At 70.8% G+C, this 16107-nt stretch carries 21 protein-coding genes; 12 read left to right on the top strand and 9 right to left on the bottom strand.

Going from position 1 to position 16107, the window contains the following annotated elements; translation table 11 throughout:
- Positions 1–4: 4 nt before the first annotated feature.
- Positions 5–370 carry a DUF4406 domain-containing protein gene (locus AB0P08_RS14210; protein ID WP_363590276.1) on the bottom strand — a complete coding sequence of 122 codons (366 nt, stop codon included), beginning with the start codon at positions 368–370 and terminating at the stop codon, positions 5–7.
- 55 nt (positions 371–425) lie between these two features.
- On the opposite strand from AB0P08_RS14210, the gene AB0P08_RS14205 reads away from it, so the two are divergent.
- The gene (locus AB0P08_RS14205; RefSeq protein ID WP_363590275.1) at positions 426–1175 is read left to right on the top strand and encodes a DeoR/GlpR family DNA-binding transcription regulator; all 750 of its coding nucleotides are present in this window, start codon (positions 426–428) and stop codon (positions 1173–1175) included.
- Here the strand turns inward: AB0P08_RS14205 and AB0P08_RS14200 are convergent.
- Entirely contained in the window at positions 1108–1905 is a 798-nt protein-coding gene (locus tag AB0P08_RS14200) for a MerR family transcriptional regulator (RefSeq protein WP_363590274.1), read from the bottom strand. The genes AB0P08_RS14205 and AB0P08_RS14200 overlap by 68 nt on opposite strands.
- Before the next feature lie 67 nt (positions 1906–1972).
- Between AB0P08_RS14200 and AB0P08_RS14195 the strand changes: the two genes are divergently transcribed.
- The 6 genes from AB0P08_RS14195 to AB0P08_RS14170 all read left to right on the top strand — a co-directional run bounded on the left by AB0P08_RS14195 (position 1973) and on the right by AB0P08_RS14170 (position 6413).
- Positions 1973–2425, top strand: a complete 453-nt coding sequence (locus tag AB0P08_RS14195; protein ID WP_280567688.1) for a DUF6194 family protein — start codon at positions 1973–1975, stop codon at positions 2423–2425.
- Between the two features lie 23 nt (positions 2426–2448).
- The gene (locus AB0P08_RS14190; protein ID WP_363590273.1) at positions 2449–2973 is read left to right on the top strand and encodes a putative immunity protein; all 525 of its coding nucleotides are present in this window, start codon (positions 2449–2451) and stop codon (positions 2971–2973) included.
- Positions 2974–3092: 119 nt separating this feature from the next.
- On the top strand, positions 3093–3770 hold the full coding sequence (locus AB0P08_RS14185; RefSeq protein ID WP_025102802.1) for a response regulator transcription factor: 678 nt from the start codon (positions 3093–3095) through the stop codon (positions 3768–3770).
- On the top strand, positions 3763–5088 hold the full coding sequence (locus AB0P08_RS14180; RefSeq protein ID WP_363590272.1) for a sensor histidine kinase: 1326 nt from the start codon (positions 3763–3765) through the stop codon (positions 5086–5088). The genes AB0P08_RS14185 and AB0P08_RS14180 overlap by 8 nt, the downstream gene beginning before the upstream one ends.
- A 169-nt stretch (positions 5089–5257) precedes the next feature.
- Positions 5258–6157, top strand: a complete 900-nt coding sequence (locus AB0P08_RS14175; protein ID WP_363590271.1) for a hypothetical protein — start codon at positions 5258–5260, stop codon at positions 6155–6157.
- A gap of 28 nt (positions 6158–6185) precedes the next feature.
- Entirely contained in the window at positions 6186–6413 is a 228-nt protein-coding gene (locus AB0P08_RS14170; RefSeq protein WP_187662734.1) for an RNA-binding S4 domain-containing protein, read from the top strand.
- Here AB0P08_RS14170 and AB0P08_RS14165 read toward each other — a convergent pair.
- Complete coding sequence (locus tag AB0P08_RS14165) at positions 6353–7342, bottom strand: DMT family transporter (protein ID WP_363590270.1); 990 nt, start codon at positions 7340–7342, stop codon at positions 6353–6355. The genes AB0P08_RS14170 and AB0P08_RS14165 overlap by 61 nt on opposite strands.
- Before the next feature lie 32 nt (positions 7343–7374).
- Between AB0P08_RS14165 and AB0P08_RS14160 the strand changes: the two genes are divergently transcribed.
- Positions 7375–7980 carry a TetR/AcrR family transcriptional regulator gene (locus AB0P08_RS14160; RefSeq protein WP_363590269.1) on the top strand — a complete coding sequence of 202 codons (606 nt, stop codon included), beginning with the start codon at positions 7375–7377 and terminating at the stop codon, positions 7978–7980.
- Here the strand turns inward: AB0P08_RS14160 and AB0P08_RS14155 are convergent.
- Positions 7977–8453, bottom strand: a complete 477-nt coding sequence (locus tag AB0P08_RS14155) for a hypothetical protein (RefSeq protein ID WP_363590268.1) — start codon at positions 8451–8453, stop codon at positions 7977–7979. The genes AB0P08_RS14160 and AB0P08_RS14155 overlap by 4 nt on opposite strands.
- A 91-nt stretch (positions 8454–8544) precedes the next feature.
- Here AB0P08_RS14155 and AB0P08_RS14150 point away from each other — a divergent pair, with 91 nt between their 5' ends.
- Positions 8545–9177, top strand: coding sequence for a helix-turn-helix domain-containing protein (locus tag AB0P08_RS14150; protein WP_363590267.1), 633 nt, complete (start codon positions 8545–8547; stop codon positions 9175–9177).
- A 9-nt stretch (positions 9178–9186) separates the two neighbouring features.
- Here the strand turns inward: AB0P08_RS14150 and dnaB are convergent, their stop codons facing one another.
- Positions 9187–10560, bottom strand: coding sequence for a replicative DNA helicase (dnaB, locus tag AB0P08_RS14145; protein ID WP_268776890.1), 1374 nt, complete (start codon positions 10558–10560; stop codon positions 9187–9189).
- A gap of 517 nt (positions 10561–11077) precedes the next feature.
- Between dnaB and AB0P08_RS14140 the strand changes: the two genes are divergently transcribed.
- Positions 11078–12142 (top strand): hypothetical protein, encoded by a 1065-nt coding sequence (locus tag AB0P08_RS14140; RefSeq protein WP_363590266.1) that lies wholly within the window; start codon positions 11078–11080, stop codon positions 12140–12142.
- Positions 12143–12244: 102 nt separating this feature from the next.
- Positions 12245–13972: a beta strand repeat-containing protein gene (locus AB0P08_RS14135; protein WP_363590265.1), complete on the top strand. Its 1728-nt coding sequence runs from the start codon at positions 12245–12247 to the stop codon at positions 13970–13972.
- A 200-nt stretch (positions 13973–14172) separates the two neighbouring features.
- Here AB0P08_RS14135 and AB0P08_RS14130 read toward each other — a convergent pair whose 3' ends face one another.
- Together AB0P08_RS14130 and AB0P08_RS14125 are read right to left on the bottom strand one after the other, a co-directional pair.
- Positions 14173–14538: a cupin domain-containing protein gene (locus tag AB0P08_RS14130; protein WP_062637798.1), complete on the bottom strand. Its 366-nt coding sequence runs from the start codon at positions 14536–14538 to the stop codon at positions 14173–14175.
- On the bottom strand, positions 14535–14696 hold the full coding sequence (locus AB0P08_RS14125; RefSeq protein ID WP_363590264.1) for a hypothetical protein: 162 nt from the start codon (positions 14694–14696) through the stop codon (positions 14535–14537). Before AB0P08_RS14125 ends, AB0P08_RS14130 begins: the two co-directional genes overlap by 4 nt.
- Before the next feature lie 212 nt (positions 14697–14908).
- On the opposite strand from AB0P08_RS14125, the gene AB0P08_RS14120 reads away from it, so the two are divergent.
- Positions 14909–15256, top strand: a complete 348-nt coding sequence (locus AB0P08_RS14120) for a hypothetical protein (RefSeq protein ID WP_363590263.1) — start codon at positions 14909–14911, stop codon at positions 15254–15256.
- 80 nt (positions 15257–15336) lie between these two features.
- On the opposite strand, the gene rplI is transcribed toward AB0P08_RS14120, so the two are convergent.
- Positions 15337–15789 (bottom strand): 50S ribosomal protein L9, encoded by a 453-nt coding sequence (rplI, locus tag AB0P08_RS14115; RefSeq protein WP_187662744.1) that lies wholly within the window; start codon positions 15787–15789, stop codon positions 15337–15339.
- 11 nt (positions 15790–15800) lie between these two features.
- The gene (rpsR, locus tag AB0P08_RS14110) at positions 15801–16055 is read right to left on the bottom strand and encodes a 30S ribosomal protein S18 (protein WP_017829850.1); all 255 of its coding nucleotides are present in this window, start codon (positions 16053–16055) and stop codon (positions 15801–15803) included.
- Positions 16056–16107 lie beyond the last annotated feature (52 nt).

The raw sequence follows: 16107 nt of genomic DNA, 5'->3' as shown, positions 1-16107 counted from the left end.
CAGCCTACGGAGTCGCGGCGGCCGGGATCTCCTCCAGCGACCGGTAGACAGGCAGCCCCCGCTCGCGGGCGATGGCGACATCCTGGTCCGCGCCCCCGGATTCCCCCGGCAGCCGCAGCACCGCATCGCAGTGCTGGAGGAGGCGGTGCGCGGTCTCGTACATCACGTCGCCGGTCTCCACTTCGGCCGCGTCGAGGGTGCGGAGGATGGGCAGAGCGGCCCACTCCCCGATCATCGGCACGTGTCCGAGGCGGAAGATCGGACCGGACGCCTCCTCCAGACGCGCGAGATTGCGGGCGATCAGGGCGGGGTCACCGTTCGTGCCGGAACGGTAGGGACCGGCGATCAGGATCAGGAGTGGTTTCGTCATGCCGATGACTGTAGTCTGAATCGTGCATAAACGTGCAACTTCGTGAGGAAACCGTATGCTCGCTGCTCAGCGCAAAGACCACCTGCTCGCCGTGCTCGCCCGCGAGGGACGGGTCGTGGCGAAGGCTGCGGCCGATGACCTCGGAGTATCGGAAGACGCCATCCGCCGCGACCTCCGCGAGCTCGCCGAGGAGGGCAGGCTCCAGCGCGTGTACGGCGGCGCGCTGCCCGTCGCCGCTGCCGATCGCCCGGTGCGCGAGCGCCACGACCTGGCGACCGAGAGCAAGGAGCGGGTCGCCCGCCAGGCCGTCACGACCATCCGCCCCGGATCGACGATCGTGCTGGATGCCGGAACCACCACGCTCGCGATGGCGCGACTGCTGCCCTCCGGCACCGGCGTCACGGTCATCACCCCGAGTCCCGCCATCGCCCTGGCCGTCGCCGAGCACTCGGATGCGCGCGTGATCATGATCGGCGGCGAGCTCGCCCGGCACTCTCTCGTCGCCGGAGGGGGACTCGCGATGGAGGCGATCCAGCACCTCGCTGCCGACGTGTTCTTCGTCGGGGTCACGGGTGTCGACCCGCGTCACGGCCTCACGACGGGCGAGCTCGACGATGCCGTCACCAAGCGGGCGATCGCCTCCCGATGTGCCGCGACGATCGTGCTCGCGAGCGACGAGAAGATCGGCGCCGCCTCGCGCTACCCGGTGCTGCCGTTCGAGGCGGTCGCCGCGGTCATCACCGACCCCCTCGACGAGAATCCGCTGATCCCCGAGGTCCTGGCGCAGATCCCGGCGGGGGCGTGAGCGAGGATCCCTCCTCCGCGAGGCGTTCGGTGAGCAGGTCGTGCAGGTGACCTGCCGCCGCGAGAAGCGCCACGCTACGGCGCGTGAGGTCAGCCAGCCGCTCCGCGAGGATGCGCTGCACGTCTTCGGTGTCACCATGCACTCGCACCTCGTCGATGATCCGGGATACCGCGGGGATGCCGTAGCCGCCCGAGCGCAGGGCGGCGGCGATCCGCGCCTCGGTGATCGCGAGGGAGTCATAGGAGCGGACCGATCCCGCGCGACGAAGGGGGCGCACGAGCCCTTCTCGCTCCCAGTGCCGAAGTGCGGAGGAACGGACGCCGAGCGCCTGGGCGAGTTCGCCGATGGCCATCGCATCGTCCTCGACGAACGGATCGTCGGCCTCCGCCACGGCGTCCTCGAGTCCGCGCAGGGCCGCGCGCACCCGTGAGCGATCGAGGGCGACGTCCGCGTGCAGGGCGTCGATCCGCTCCGCCGCGTGCTCGACCGATCCGCCGATGAGAGCGGGCATCAGTCGACGCGCGGGCACCGGACCGAGCGCCGCCGCCAACGCGCGATAGGCACGCAGCGCCAGGGCATGCGGCGTCCGATACCGCCGGTACCCGTTCGCGCCGCGCTCCGCGGCGGGGAGGACGCCGAGGCGCTCGAGGTCGCGCACCTGCTGCGTCGAGTAGTCGGCCAGCCGGCCGAGCGCCGCCGTCGTCATCACCTGCTCTTGAGGGTTCTGCACACTCCTCCTCGTCTTTCCGGTCCTTGAGTCCACATAAGCACGTCAGCCTCAGCATTGAAGGATGGAAATGCAGGAGATCATCGCAGAGGTCCGTTCGTTCGACGGCGTGCTCGTCATCGCCCCGGAGGCGGGCAGCGACTTCCCCGAACTGTCATGGGGAGACGCGTACTTCTACCACGCGCCCGACGGCCGGATGCCCGAGCGCACTCAGCCGTACGGGACGATCATCACGAAGGACTATCCCGACGACACGTCCTCCGCGCTGGACGCTCCAGGGCGCTTCCGGGTGAACATCCACGTCGGACGCGAGCGCGCGGAGTCGATCATCGCGGCGGCGTCTCTCACAGGCGACGACACCGACCCGACGGCGGTCGACGTCTTCCGCCCTCACCCCCTGTACGGCACCGCCGGCTGGGTGTGCGTCATCGACCCCGCAGAGGCGACGGAGGGTGCCGTGCTCGCCCTTCTCCGCGAGGCGCACGAGGCGGCACGTGCGCGCACCGGACGACGGGCGAGATGAGTCCCGTGTCGACTTCTCAGGGCATGACCGAGTCCGACCGTCGGATCGTCGCGGCGTGGGCGGCCGACTGCGCCGAGCGCGTGCTCCCGCTGTTCGAGAGGGAGGCCCCGGACGACGACCGTGCGCGTGATGCCATCGCCAGGACGCGCGCCTTCGCCCGTGGCGAGCTCGCGGCTGCGGGCGAGATCCGTCGTCGCTTCGTCGCGGGCAGGGCTGCCCGCAGCGCCGTGACACCTGCCGGCACCGCGGCCGCTCGCTCCGCGGCACAGGCCGCCGGGGTCGCGCACATGGGTGCGCATGCTCTCGGGGCAGCCGCCTACGCCGCGCGAGCTGTCGAGCTGGCGCACCCGGACGCCCCCGACGCCCGCGCCGCAGAGGTGCGCTGGCAACTCGCGCACCTCTCCCCCGAGGCCGCTGCGGCCCTGCGCACCCTCGCGCCCCTGGGCACCGACCCCGCCGGCCCGCTCGGCCCCGGGCTCCTCTCCTCCGGCCCCCTCGGCGAGGTGATCCGCGGCCTGCAGGCACACCTCTCGTCCGCCGTCGATTGAGTCCCTCTTCGAATCGCGCAACTGGCTGTATCTGAGCTGCAGATGGAACCAGTTGCGCGATTCGAAAGCGGCCCGACGGCTTCAGCCCCGATTCAGCGTCGACCCGCCACACTGGGGGGATGCGGATCCTGGTGGTGGACGACGAGGTGCGTCTGGCCGAGGGCGTGCGCCGCGGACTCGAGGCGGAGGGCTTCGCGGTCGACGTCGCCCACAACGGCATCGACGGCCTGTGGCGGGCCCGCGAGACCCGGTACGACGCCATCGTGCTCGACCTGATGATGCCCGGCATGAGCGGGTGGAAGGTCTGCGAGGCCCTGCGCGCCGAGGAGAACTGGACCCCCGTGCTGATGCTCACCGCCAAGGACGGCGAGTGGGATCAGGTGGAGGCGCTGGAGAGCGGCGCCGACGACTACGTCACCAAGCCCTTCTCGTTCGCGATCCTCGTGGCCCGACTCCGGGCACTCGTGCGCCGCGGCGCCGTGGCGCGACCGACGATCCTCGAGGCCGGCGACCTGCGACTGGATCCCGCGGGACACCACGTCTGGCGCGGCGAGACCCCGATCAGCCTGACGGCCCGCGAGTTCGCTGTGCTCGAGCACCTGATGCGCCATCGGGGCCAGGTGCTGTCGAAGCGCGACCTCCTCGCCGGCGTCTGGGACGACGACTTCGACGGCGACCCGAACATCGTCGAGGTCTACATCGGGCACCTCCGCCGCAAGGTCGACAAGCCGTTCGGGCGCGAGGCGATCGAGACCATCCGCGGTGCGGGCTACCGGCTGGCGGCGAACGGTGGCTAGGCGGCTCTGGCGGTCCGTCCGCGGCCGGACGACCCTGGGTGCCACCCTGGTCGTCGCGGTCGCGCTGCTCCTCGGTGCCTTCTCCTTCTACGGGGTGCTGAGCGCGAGCATCCATGGCAGCACCGAACGCGCGGCGGAGCAGCGGCTGGAGGAGCTCGTCAGCCGGTTCGACGGTCCGGGCCGACGTGGCCCCGACCAGCTCGACGACGACCTCGTGCAGCTGCTCGGACGAGACGGATCGGTGCGAGCGTCCAGCGAGGAGGCTGCCGATGCGCTCGGCGCCACCCCGCTGCCCGTCGACGACGATCCGCAGGTGGTCCGCATCGACGGGGAACCCATGGTCGTGGTGTCCGACGACGTCGAGGGCGACCAGACCCTCGTCCTGGCGGTGCCGATGGACGAGGACGCGGAGACCCTGGCCACCGTGGCGACGCTGCTCGTGATCGCCGTCCCCGCACTGCTGCTGCTCGTGGCCGTCACGACCTGGCTCGTCACCGGGCGCGCCCTGCGCCCGGTGACCCGCATCCGTCAGGAGGTCGAGGGCATCACCGCTGAGCGCCTCGATCACCGGGTGCCGGTCCCCGACACCGCGGACGAGATCCACTCCCTCGCCGTGACGATGAACGGGATGCTCGACCGGCTCGACGCGGCGGCGACCGCGCAGCGCCGCTTCGTCTCCGACGCCTCGCACGAACTGCGGTCTCCCCTGGCGACGATCCGTCAACACGCGGAGCTCGCCCAGGCGCACCCGGAGGTGACGAGCATCGACGAGCTCGCCGAGGTGGTGGCCGAGGAGGGGCTGCGACTGCAGGGCATCGTGGAGTCGCTGCTGCTCCTCGCCCGCCTCGACGAGGGTGTCACCGGGAGCACGGAACCGGTGGATCTGGACGACCTCGCCCTCGCGGAGGTGCGCCGGCTGCGGGCCGCCGGGCTCGACGTCGACGGGTCCGGCATCCGCGCGGCCCGCACTGCCGGCGATCCCCGCCTGCTGGGCCAGCTGCTGCGGAACCTCGCGGACAACGCCGCCCGGCACAGCAACGGCCGCGTGGCGATCGGGGTGGAGTCACGGCCGCAGCACGTCGTCCTCACGGTCGAAGATGACGGCTCCGGCATCCCGCCGGAGGAGCGGGACCGCATCTTCGAGCGCTTCGTCCGGCTCGACGAGGCCCGCAGCCGCGACGCGGGAGGCAGCGGGCTCGGTCTCGCGATCGCCCAGGGCATCGCCACCGCCGCCCACGGCGCGATCGCGGTGGACGCCTCCCGGTGGGGTGGCGCCCGCTTCACCGTCACCCTCCCCCTGGCCGGCCCTCTCTCCTGACCCCTCGCCCGAGCACAGCTTCGGAGATCCCCCACGACACCCCGGTCATGGCCTCCGCCAGACGGCGTGTCGTCGCCGAGCTCCGAAATCGTGCCCGGGATATCGGTTCCTGAACGGGGCTTCAGGAGGCTTCAGGGTGGCTCCAGCGGCGTCGGGAGACCATCGAGACATGAACGACAAGACTCCTGCTTCCGACCAGAACCCCACGCCGGACGAGAACCGCGCCTCCGGACCGGACTCGGCATCCGCCGTCCCGAACGCGGGCCAGGACCACACCGCCGGACAGGGCTCCCCCGCCGGCCCCGGCACGAACGCGAACGCCGACGACCCGACGGTGCCGGTCGCGCCGACCACCGATCCTGCCGCGACCCCGAACGGAGCACCGGAGGCACCGGCCGCCGCAGCGACCCCCACCAAGCCCGGACGCAAGCGTGCACTCCTGATCGGCGGCGGGATCGCGGCCGCGGTGCTGCTCGCCGGCGGAGGCGTGGCAGTAGGTGCCGCGATCGGCGACGAGTTCGGTGACGACGACGACCGTCCCGCCATGGAGGGCCCCCGACACGAGGGCGACCACGGCCCGCGCGGAGACCACCGCGGCGACGACGAGGCGCGCCCGAGCGGAGACCGGGGCGACCGCGGTCCGGTGACCGGCATCGGTACCGACGACGTCGACGAGCTCCTCGCGATCGCCGCCGCCGCCCAGGACGCCGCGGAGGGCGAGGTCACCTCGATCGACGCGAAGCGCGACGGGACGTGGGAGGTGCAGCTCACCACGTCCGCCGGGGACGAGACCGAGGTGCGCGTCGACGACGAGCTCGCCGCGACCGTGGTGTCGACAGACGCTGCGGACGGCGACGACCAGGGTCCGACTCTCACGCTCGACGAGGAGACCATCCGCACGCTCGTCGATGCCGCTCTCGCCGAGGCCGAAGGGATGATCACCGACCTCGACGTGGACTCCGACGACGTGAGCCCCTACGACGCCTCCGTCCTGACGACGGACAACCGCTCGATCGACATCTCCTTCGATGCCTCGTTCGCGGTGGTGGGCACCGACATCGACGAGTGACGGTCGGCCCGACGGCTAGCATGCAAGGATGACGAACTCCGATCCGATCGACGAGGTCTCCATCGGCGGCGAGGTCATCCGCCTCGGGCAGTTCCTCAAGTTCGCGGGCCTGCTCGATTCGGGCGGCGACGCGAAAGAGGTCATAATCGACGGCTACGTCACCGTGAACGGCGACGTGGACCGGCGCCGCGGGCGTCAGCTCCGCGATGGCGATGTGGTGACCTTCGAGGGCCGGGCGGTGCGCGTCCGGCCCTGACTCGGCACCGCGGAGCCGTCCTCCTCCTGGCCCCGATTCCGCGCCTCGCTCACGAGCACGGCGGTCACCCCGGCCCCGCACAGCGCGAACCCGCCGAGCGTGATCGCGGTGAGGGGCTCGCCGAGCAGCAGCGCCCCGCCGATCGCGGTCGCCGGGGCGACGAGGAAGAGCAGGGCCTGCAGCGCGGTGATGCCGACCCGGCGCAGCAGCCACCAGTACAGTCCGTAGGCGCCGAGCGTAGGGAAGACCGCGGTCAGGACCACGGCGATCCAGAACGACGGTCGCGCCGGCGGCACGAGTGCCCCGGCGAGCGCGCCGATGACGAGGAGCAGCACGGCGGTCACGCTCACGTGGATGGTCAGGGTCAGCAGCACCCCCGTGCGCACGGCGGTCCGCCGCTGCACCAGCGTGCCGATCACGAGGCAGACCATTGCCGCCGCCGGAAGCAGGTAGGCGACGAGCGGCGCGGAGCCGGCGCCGAACTGCGACTGGACGACGAGCAGCACCCCCACTGCCCCGATCACCAGCCCCGCGACCTGAGCGCCGCGCACGCGGATGCCCAGCACCGGACCGACCAGCACGGCGACGAGCAGCGGCTGGACGGCATCGATCAGCGCGACGGTGCCGGTGGCGATGCCCGCGGCGACGGCGGCGTATACAGCGGCGCAGTATCCGAACTGGGCGAGCGATCCGATGAGCGCCTGGACGCCGAGTTCGCGACCGGTCATCCCCCTCGCTGCACCGGACACCGCGACGAGGATCACCAGCACGACGGCGAGCGGCGTGAACCGCCAGACCAGAAGCGTCAGCGGGTCGACGTCCGCGGTGGCGACCGCGGGGATGAGGAATCCCGAGCCCCACGTGAGGACGAAAGCCACCGCGGCCCCGACGGTGAGGAGGCGCCCGAGTATACCGATCTGTTTACTCATCCGCCCACTATACAGGTTGGTATACTCGGCGCATGTCGATCCCCGTCCCGGAACTCCCCCCGTTGACCCCGGGAGCACGCCGTGTGCTCGATGCCGCCTCCGACCTCTTCTACGAGCGCGGCATCCACGCCATCGGAGTCGACACCATCGCCGCGGCCGCCGGCGTCACGAAGAAGACGCTGTACGACCGCTTCGGATCGAAGGAAGCGCTCGTCGTGTCGTACCTGCAGCACCGGGACGCCCGCTGGCGCGATCACGTCGCGGCCCACCTCGCGCGGGTGCCGGAGCCGGGGCCTGCCCGTGTGCTCGCGATCTTCGACGCAGCCCTAGCCTGGGTGCCCGACAACAGCACCAAGGGATGCAGCGCCATCAACGCGCGTGCCGAGATCGACGGCGCCGGGGATGCCCCGCTGGTGCTCGCCGAGGCCCGTCGCGAGAAGGAGTGGCTGCTCGCGGTCTTCGCAGAGCTCTGCGATGAGGCGGGCTTCCGCGATCCGGAACGGCTCGCGGAGACGCTCATGCTCCTCTATGAAGGGGCCATCGTCACCGTCGGCATGGGGACGTTCACCGAACCGTTCGTCACCGCTCGCGACAGTGCACGGCGGATCCTGGAGTCCACACCGTCCGACGCGTCCTAGACGTCGGTCGTCGGCAAGGACGCGCGCGGCGGCAGCACAGCGCGCACCGTGACCACGAGAAGGGCCACGAGCAGCACGACCATCGTCGCGTCCGCGACGATGTAGGCGTAGTGCGCGCCATCGGTTCCCGGAGCCTCCTGCCCTGCGATGACGAGGTCGCTGCGCCGGTTGAGGATCGGGCGGATGACGACCACCTCGACGAGGAACACCAGCCAGAGCCCGCCGAGCAGCAGCGCCGAGGGACGTCCGGCCCTGGCGCGGATGCTGACCGCCGTCAACACGAGGAGCACCGCTCCCGCGAGGACATTGAGGGCGGTGAAGACGAGGCGACCGATGCCGAGCCCCAGCGGGATCGTGATTCCGGGAGCCAGGAACTTCAACGGCGCCTCCAGGAACGAGATCGCGACGATCGCCCCGAGCAGGAATGCGGGCAGGAGCAGGCGCAGCGCGGTCACCGTGCGTCCACCCGTCATGGCCTCAGGCTAACCGGACCGGTCGCCGCCGTCGCCAGACCTGGCCGTGGAAATCGACCCCTCATCCGGCATCCCGGGGATAATGGGTAACATGCCACGTCCTACCGACGCCTACCGCGGACTCATGCAGAGCAGTCGGCTGCGAGTTCTCGCCGCTTTGATGGACTCTCCCGGGATCGGGCTCGCCGAGCTGTCCCTCCGCATGGGCCTCCACGTGAACACGCTGCGCGACCACCTGCGCGTGCTCGAAGGCGAGGGCCTCGCCCGGTCCGAGGTCGAGCACACCGGTCGACGCGGACGGCCGCGGCTGCGCTTCTCCCCCGTGTTGCCGAGCGAGCCGAATGAGATCGAGGAGCGGCGGGTCCAGGAGGCGATCCGTCACGGCGACCTCATGCGCGCGGTGCTCCCGGCGACGCGATCCGGGCTCCCGGAGGCCGCGACGCATCAGCTCGACGCGCTGTTCCACCACCTCGACGACGTGGGCCTGCAGCCCGACATCGACGAGAAGGCGATGACCGTCGACCTCTCCCCCTGCCGCTTCCACACGCTGCTGACCGATGACCAGACCGTGGTCTGCCGGGTGCACGAGGAGCTCATGAAGTCGGTGCTGGCGAGAGTGGGCGGCCCCGTGGAGATCGAACGCGTGATCCCGTTCACGAGCGCGCACTCCTGCCACGTCCGGCTCAGCCTCCGCGAGGAGTCGGCGTCCGACATGGGACGCTGACGCCGCGGCTCAGTTGAAGTCGCCGCCCGGGGCCATGTCGGCGAACCGGGAGTAGTGCCCCTGGAAGGCGACCGTGATGGTCGCGGTCGGACCGTTACGGTGCTTGGCCACGATGAGGTCGGCCTCGCCGGGACGGACGTCCTTGTCATAGACCGAGTCGCGGTGCAGCAGGATGACCATGTCGGCGTCCTGCTCGATCGATCCGGACTCTCGCAGGTCGCTGATGGCGGGCTTCTTGTCCTGGCGCTGCTCAGGACCACGGTTCAGCTGCGACAGCGCGATGACCGGCACCTGCAGCTCCTTGGCGATGAGCTTGAGACTTCGGGAGAACTCCGAGACCTCCTGCTGACGGGACTCGACGCGCTTACCCGACGTCATGAGCTGGAGGTAGTCGATGATGACCATCCGCAGACCGGCCCGCTGCTTCAGCCGCCGGCACTTCGCTCGGATCTCGACGAGCGTCATGTTCGGGCTGTCGTCGATGTAGAGCGGGGCGTCGTTGATGCGGCCGCGGGTGGCGGCGACCGTCGTCCAGTCCCGCGGGTCGAGCGTTCCCTTGCGCATGTTCTGCAGCGGGATCGCCCCCTCCGCGCTGAGCAGACGCATCGCGATCTCGCTTTTTCCCATCTCGAGGGAGAAGAAGATCGAGGGGAAGTCGTGGCCGATCGAGGCCGCACGGGCGAAGTCGAGGGCGAGCGTGGACTTTCCCATCGCGGGTCGCGCGGCGACGACGATCATCTGGCCGCCGTGCAGGCCGTTGGTGAGCTCGTCGAGTTCGCGGAAGCCGGTGGGGATGCCGGTCATGGAGCCGTCGCGGCCGTTGGCGGCCTCGATCTCCTCGACGGCGGCATCGACCGCGACGGTGAGCGGTACGTAGTCCTCGGCCGTCTCCGAGCCGGTGACCGAGTAGATCTCCGCCTGCGCGTTGTTGACGATGTCGGTCGCGTCGCCCTGGCCGTCGTAGCCGAGCTGGACGATGCGCGTCCCGGCGTCGACGAGGCGGCGGAGGATCGCTCGCTCGGAGACGATGCCCGCGTAGTAGCCGGCGTTGGCCGCGGTCGGGACGATCGACGTAAGGGTGTGCAGGTAGTCCGCGCCGCCCGCCTTGTTCAGCTCACCGGTCTTGATGAGCTCGTCGGTGACGGCGACGACGTCGGTCGGCTCACCGTGGGAGTAGAGGGAGAGGATGGCCTCGAAGATGAGCTCGTGCTTCGGGATGTAGAAGTCGGCGCCCTTGAGCGTCTCGATCACATCGGCGACGGCGTCCTTCGACAGGAGCATGCCGCCCAGGGCGCTCTGCTCGGCGAGGAGGTCGTGCGGAGGGGTGCGCTCGGGCGGACGCTGCCCTCCCAGGCGCTCCGCGGAGATGTCGGCGATCGACACTGTGTTCCCTTCGATGCGACGGTTCTGAGGCGGGCCCCTGGCACGCATCCGCGGATGCCGGTGCGGGGGACCGCGGCCGCGCGGCGGCCATCCCCAGACAAGCAGGTGCCCCCGACATTCGGTCGCTCGACCACGCTATGAGCCGTCTCCACACGGTGCAACACGGCCTGTGGATAACCATGTGGACAGCGTGCGGACAATCTCGGAGTGTCTGTGCAGAACGGGTGTGGATAACCCGGTGGACGGTGTGAACAGCCAAGTTTTTTCTCGCGGTTGACCAGGCGAAAAACGTTTCCCCAGCCTGTGGATGAAAACGAGTTTAAATTGCGCGTTGAAGGTTTCGCCTCGGGAGGGGGCATGTGTAGAACCTGGGGAAAGTCAAGCCGGAAATCCGCCGGGCGCGTCACGATCTGACACGAGACGAATCGGATGTAAACGCCCCTGGACAGAGAAGGGGTGCGCGAGTATTGTGCCTCCCATCGACACACCCGTAGACCTTTCGGAGGGGGAGGACCACGTGGACGCTCGGACCACCCGACGCGGCGTACCCCACGCCGTCCTCTGGGGTGGCATCGGCGTGCTCGCCTGGGCGGCCCTGACCGTCCTCACCGGCGGCGGCTCCGCGCATGCGGCTGAGGAGCCGAAGGGTCCGCTCGACGGCCTCACCTCGGTCGTGTCGGAGACCGTCACCGCCGTGACGAAGCCGGTCGTGAACAACGTCGTGGCTCCGGTGGTGAAGCAGGTGGCGACGCCGGTGGTCCAGGAGGTCGTCGCCCCCGTCGTGCAGGAGGTCGTCGCTCCCGTCGTGACCCACACCGTCGCTCCCGTGCAGGAGGCGGCTCCCGCCATCGTCGAGACGGTGACCGAGACGGTGACGCAGGTCCCCGTCGTCGGAGACACCGCGGCCCCGGTGCTCGAGGCGGTCGCCGAGACCACCGAGACGGTCATCGAGCCCGCCACCGATCTGCTCGGCTCTGCACCGGTCTCGCAGATCACGGCGCCCGTGCTCGACCTTGTCGGCGGTCTCCCGCTGGTCGGCGGCATCGTCGTCGACTCGGGTGCCATCGACCTGGTCGAGAACGTCGTCGGCGTCGTCGACGACACGTCCGGCCTGGTCGGCGGCGTCGTGGAAGAGACCGTTCCGCCGGTCGTCGACGTGCTCACGCCACAAGAGCCGGCCGCACCGCAGACACCGGAGGGCTCCCTCCCCGCGGGTGTGACCACGGCGCGCGAGGACATCGCCGCGCTTCCCGAGCCTGCTCGCGCACCGTCGGCCTCGCCGAGCACGGGCCAGGACTCTGTGCTCCATACCGTGGCTTCCTTCGCAGGTCCGGTCTCCGCACCCGACTCCTCGGACGCCGGTGCCGGTGACACCGCTCCGGTGCCGTTCGATGCTCCTCCGGCCGCTCCGGCCGCCCCCGCCTCTTCCTCCGCCACCTCGGCCGGAGGTTCCGCCAGCGCCCCCGCTCGCCTCAGCGAGATCGGCGCGACCCCGCTCCGTGCCTGGGAGCGGGCCGCCGGCGCACGGGACGACGCCCTTCCGGGCGCACCCGTCGCCGACACCGACGTCTCGCCTGACTGACGGACTGTCGCGTCATCCCGCCGGGATGACAGATGCCGTGCTGCGCGCGCACTTCCTCGCGCGCATCCCATCAGACAGACCAGTCACGTCAGGAGAACCATCATGCGTACCTACGCGAAGCGCGTCCTCTGGGGCACGCTCATCGCCGGCGGGATCACCCTGCTCGGCGCGACGGCCGCCAATGCGGCCGAGACATCCGGAGACGACGGCTTGCTCTCCGGCACCCAGGCAGTAGCGCCCATCACCGCCCCGATCACGGTCATCGACAACGCGATCTCCGTGCTCGGCGACGCGGCATCCACCGCGCCGGCTCCGGCCCCGGCTCCCGCCCCTGCTCCGGCTCCCGCACCGGCGTCCGCCCCCGCTCCGCAGACGAGCGGCGAGGAGGGCACCGTATCCGGCACCCAAGCCGTGGTGACCGTGAACCTCCCCGTCACGGTGACGGACAACGCCATCAGTCTCACCGAAGACTCCACGACCAGCACCCCGGCCGCCGCTCCTCCCCAGAGCGCGGCTCCCCAGGCCCCTGACGCGGCCGGGGTGCTCTCCCTCGACACGGACGGCCTGGATGGCGTGCTCTCGGGCACGCAGGCTCTGGTGGCGGTCAACGCCCCGGTGACCGTGTCCGACAACGCCATCTCGCTGCTCGGTGACTCCGAGTCGGCCGCTGAGGGAGAGAGCGCCGCAGCACCGGCGCCTGCCCCGGCGACCGGGTCGAGCACCTCGGGCGAGGACGGCACCGCGAGCGGCACCCAGGTCGTCGCCCCGGTGACGGCCCCCGTCACGGTGAGCGGCAACGCCATCTCGCTCCTCGGCGACAGCGAGGCCACCGGCACCTCCGGCGGCACCGCGGCCCCGACCGCACCCGCGGCCGGCGGGAGCACCACCGGCGGTGACGACAGCATCCTCGGGGGCACGCAGGCCGTGGCACCCGTGACGGCGCCTGTCACCGTCGGCGGCAACGCCATCTCGCTCCTCGGCGACAGCGAGGCCACCGGCACCTCCGGCGGCACCAGCCCGGCACCGGCTGCACCCGCGACCGGGTCGAGCACCTCGGGCGAGGACGGCACCGCGAGCGGCACCCAGGTCGTCGCGCCGGTGACGGCCCCGGTCACCGTCGGCGGCAACGCCATCTCGCTCCTCGGCGACAGTGAGGCCTCCGGCACCACCGGCACCACGTCCCCGACCGCACCCGCGACCGGAGGCAGCACCACCGGCGGCGACGACAGCATCCTCGGCGGCACCCAGGTGGTCGCCCCCGTGACCGCCCCCATCGGCGTCACCGGCAACGCCATCTCCGTCACCGACGACGCCACCGTCACCGGCACCACCGGCGGCACCACGTCCCCGACCGCACCCGCGACCGGAGGCAGCACCACCGGCGGCGACGACAGCGTCCTCGGCGGGACTCAGCTGGAGCTCCCGGTGACGCTTCCCATCACGATCGGCGGGAACGCAATCTCCGTCGTCGGCGAGAGCACGGTGACCGATCCCGGCACGAACCCCGGCACTGATCCCGGCACGAACCCCGGCACGGACCCGGGCACTGATCCCGGAACGGACCCGGGCACGGACCCCGGCACGAACCCCGGAACCGACCCGGGCACGGACCCCGGCACCGACCCCGGAACCGACCCCGGAGCGTACCCGGGAACGACTCCGAGCACTGGAGCCGGCATGACCAGCATGCCGTGGGCTGCGGGTGCCGCCGCGACGGGTGAGGCCACCGGCCTCGCGATGACCGGTGGTGCCTCGGCCCCGTGGCTGTGGGCCCTCGCCGCTCTCCTGCTGCTGGGAGGTGCGGGCCTGCTGCGCCGTCGCACGGCGTAGGCGCTGAGCCCCGGCGGTGGCGATGTCCTCGGGGGAGGAGACTCGCCCCCGCCGGTGCGCGGCAGCGTCCGCCCGTGCGGTGCAGCCCTCGCTGCGCTTCCTCTGCCGAGCGTGACCGTCGCGCGACGGCGGATGCCCCGTGGTCCCCCCACCGCGGGGCATCCGTGCGCCCGTTCGGCGAGGTGCGCGGGATGTGGTGGTTAGCCGAGCTCCTGGAGCTCCGCCGTCATGTCGCCGCCTGCGTCTCCGGTGTTCACCGTGCCCTTCGGCTCGAAGAGGATCGCCTGCACCTCTTCCTCGGCTTTCGGGCAATGCTCGACCCCCCGAGGAACGACGAACACGTCGTTCGGGTTCAGGACGACGTCGCGGTCGCGGAGCTGGATCGTCAGGCGCCCGCTCACCACGAAGAACAGCTCGTCGGTCTCGGGATGCGTGTGCCAGACGAACTCGCCCTGCAGCTTCACGACCTTGACGTCGTAGTCGTTGACGCTCGTCAGCCGGTGCGGCTGCCAGTGCTCGTGGATGGTGGACAGGGCCTCGTGCACATTGCGAACGTCGTCCGTCATGGCCAGCAGCCTATCCTCACGGCGGGGCGATCAACCCGTCGGCGTCGACGACGGCGGCACTGCCCGGGAAGTCCCATCGGCCGCGCTCGTCCATCCGCGATGAGCCGGCCACGGTAGAACTCCGCACCCCGGACGACGTGCGGACCGTGCCCGACCACCAGATCAGCTCCGGCGTCGACGGCCGCATGCGCGAACGCCTGCGGATCGCCCCGGTTCTCCCCGAAGCTGTGCTCGGTCCCGCCGGTGACCGCGTCGGCCTCTGGTCCCTCGGCCCGACTCGCTGCGACTGGCGAAGGACGAGGACTGCGAGACCTACCACGGCACCTCCGGGGAAGCCCTCGTCGCCGCCGACGGGAAGACCATCGTCGGGGTGAACGGTTCGAGTAACACCGACGGGGAGAAGTGCACGGAGGACAACCCGTGCGAGGTGGGGGCGGACGGGAAGATCAGCGTCCACACCGATCAGGCCTATGCCCGTCAGGTCACCGTGCTGAACGACTGCATCGCGGCCGGTTCGGTGTTCGACGCGGACGCTCCCGGGTGCACCCTCGCCGCCGCTGCCCGTGGCGAGGAGCCGCTGAACGTCCCGCTCCTCGTCGGCGGTGCGGTGTTCGGCCTCGGCATCGTGGCGTTGGCGTGGGCGCTCGTCGCGCAGCGTCGACGGAGGCATCACCTCATCGACCAGACGATGGAATCAGGCAGCACCCCCGCCGCCTGACCCGCGTCCGGACGCAGAAACGCCCCCTGTCCCGGAGGACAGGGGGCGTTCTGTTCGACAGGCAGGGCCGGTCGGGTGCCTTACTTGGCGGCGACGACCTGCAGCGTGATGACGGCAGTGACGTCCTCGTGCAGACGCACGGTCGCCTCGTGCTCACCAGTCGCCTTGATGGGCGAGGTGATGTGCACCTTGCGCTTGTCGATCGAGCCGAGGCCCGCAGCCGTGACGGCCTCTGCGACGTCGGCGGTCTTCACCGAGCCGAACAGACGGCCTTCCTTGCCGGCCTTCACCGCGAGGCGCACCTTGGTGCCCTCGAGGGTGTTCTTCAGGGCCACAGCCTCGTCGCGGTCGTGGATCGCGCGTGCCTGACGCGCGGCCTGGATCGATGCGACCTGCTTTTCGCCACCGCGGGTCCACGCCGTAGCGAAGCCCTGCGGGATGAGGAAGTTGCGGGCGTACCCGTTCTTGACCTCGACCACGTCACCGGCGCTACCGAGCCCGGCGACCTCGTTCGTGAGAATCAGCTTTGCCATCTCGATACCCCTTACCGGCCGGCGCCAGCGTAGGGCAGGAGCGCCATTTCGCGCGCGTTCTTGATCGCCGTGGCGATCAGACGCTGCTCCTGCACCGAGACACCGGTGATACGACGGGCGCGGATCTTGCCGCGCTCCGAGACGAACTTGCGAAGGGTGGCGACATCCTTGTAATCGATGACACCGACCCGGATGGACTTCGCGGGAGCGGTGGGCTTGCCACCCTTCCGCGGCTTGCGGCGGTCGCCGCTCGACTTTCCAGCCATAGTTTTTCCTTAGTGATGAGCGGGGTGCGGCCCTTCGACAAGCTCAGGGACC

Origin of the sequence: Microbacterium meiriae (assembly GCF_040686935.1) — a bacterium.
In the GTDB taxonomy this organism is placed as follows: domain Bacteria; phylum Actinomycetota; class Actinomycetes; order Actinomycetales; family Microbacteriaceae; genus Microbacterium; species Microbacterium meiriae.
This window is presented reverse-complemented; position numbering and strand designations above follow the sequence as displayed.

Coding starts and splice junctions, on each gene's coding strand:
- AB0P08_RS14155 (WP_363590268.1), bottom strand. CDS start 8,453: ATGACGGGTGGACGCACGGTGACCGCGCTGCGCCTGCTCCTGCCCGCA.
- AB0P08_RS14130 (WP_062637798.1), bottom strand. CDS start 14,538: ATGACGGACGACGTTCGCAATGTGCACGAGGCCCTGTCCACCATCCAC.
- AB0P08_RS14190 (WP_363590273.1), top strand. CDS start 2,449: ATGACCGAGTCCGACCGTCGGATCGTCGCGGCGTGGGCGGCCGACTGC.
- AB0P08_RS14175 (WP_363590271.1), top strand. CDS start 5,258: ATGAACGACAAGACTCCTGCTTCCGACCAGAACCCCACGCCGGACGAG.
- AB0P08_RS14165 (WP_363590270.1), bottom strand. CDS start 7,342: ATGAGTAAACAGATCGGTATACTCGGGCGCCTCCTCACCGTCGGGGCC.
- AB0P08_RS14150 (WP_363590267.1), top strand. CDS start 8,545: ATGCCACGTCCTACCGACGCCTACCGCGGACTCATGCAGAGCAGTCGG.
- AB0P08_RS14170 (WP_187662734.1), top strand. CDS start 6,186: ATGACGAACTCCGATCCGATCGACGAGGTCTCCATCGGCGGCGAGGTC.
- AB0P08_RS14185 (WP_025102802.1), top strand. CDS start 3,093: ATGCGGATCCTGGTGGTGGACGACGAGGTGCGTCTGGCCGAGGGCGTG.
- AB0P08_RS14195 (WP_280567688.1), top strand. CDS start 1,973: ATGCAGGAGATCATCGCAGAGGTCCGTTCGTTCGACGGCGTGCTCGTC.
- rplI (WP_187662744.1), bottom strand. CDS start 15,789: ATGGCAAAGCTGATTCTCACGAACGAGGTCGCCGGGCTCGGTAGCGCC.
- AB0P08_RS14205 (WP_363590275.1), top strand. CDS start 426: ATGCTCGCTGCTCAGCGCAAAGACCACCTGCTCGCCGTGCTCGCCCGC.
- AB0P08_RS14135 (WP_363590265.1), top strand. CDS start 12,245: ATGCGTACCTACGCGAAGCGCGTCCTCTGGGGCACGCTCATCGCCGGC.
- rpsR (WP_017829850.1), bottom strand. CDS start 16,055: ATGGCTGGAAAGTCGAGCGGCGACCGCCGCAAGCCGCGGAAGGGTGGC.
- AB0P08_RS14210 (WP_363590276.1), bottom strand. CDS start 370: ATGACGAAACCACTCCTGATCCTGATCGCCGGTCCCTACCGTTCCGGC.
- AB0P08_RS14160 (WP_363590269.1), top strand. CDS start 7,375: ATGTCGATCCCCGTCCCGGAACTCCCCCCGTTGACCCCGGGAGCACGC.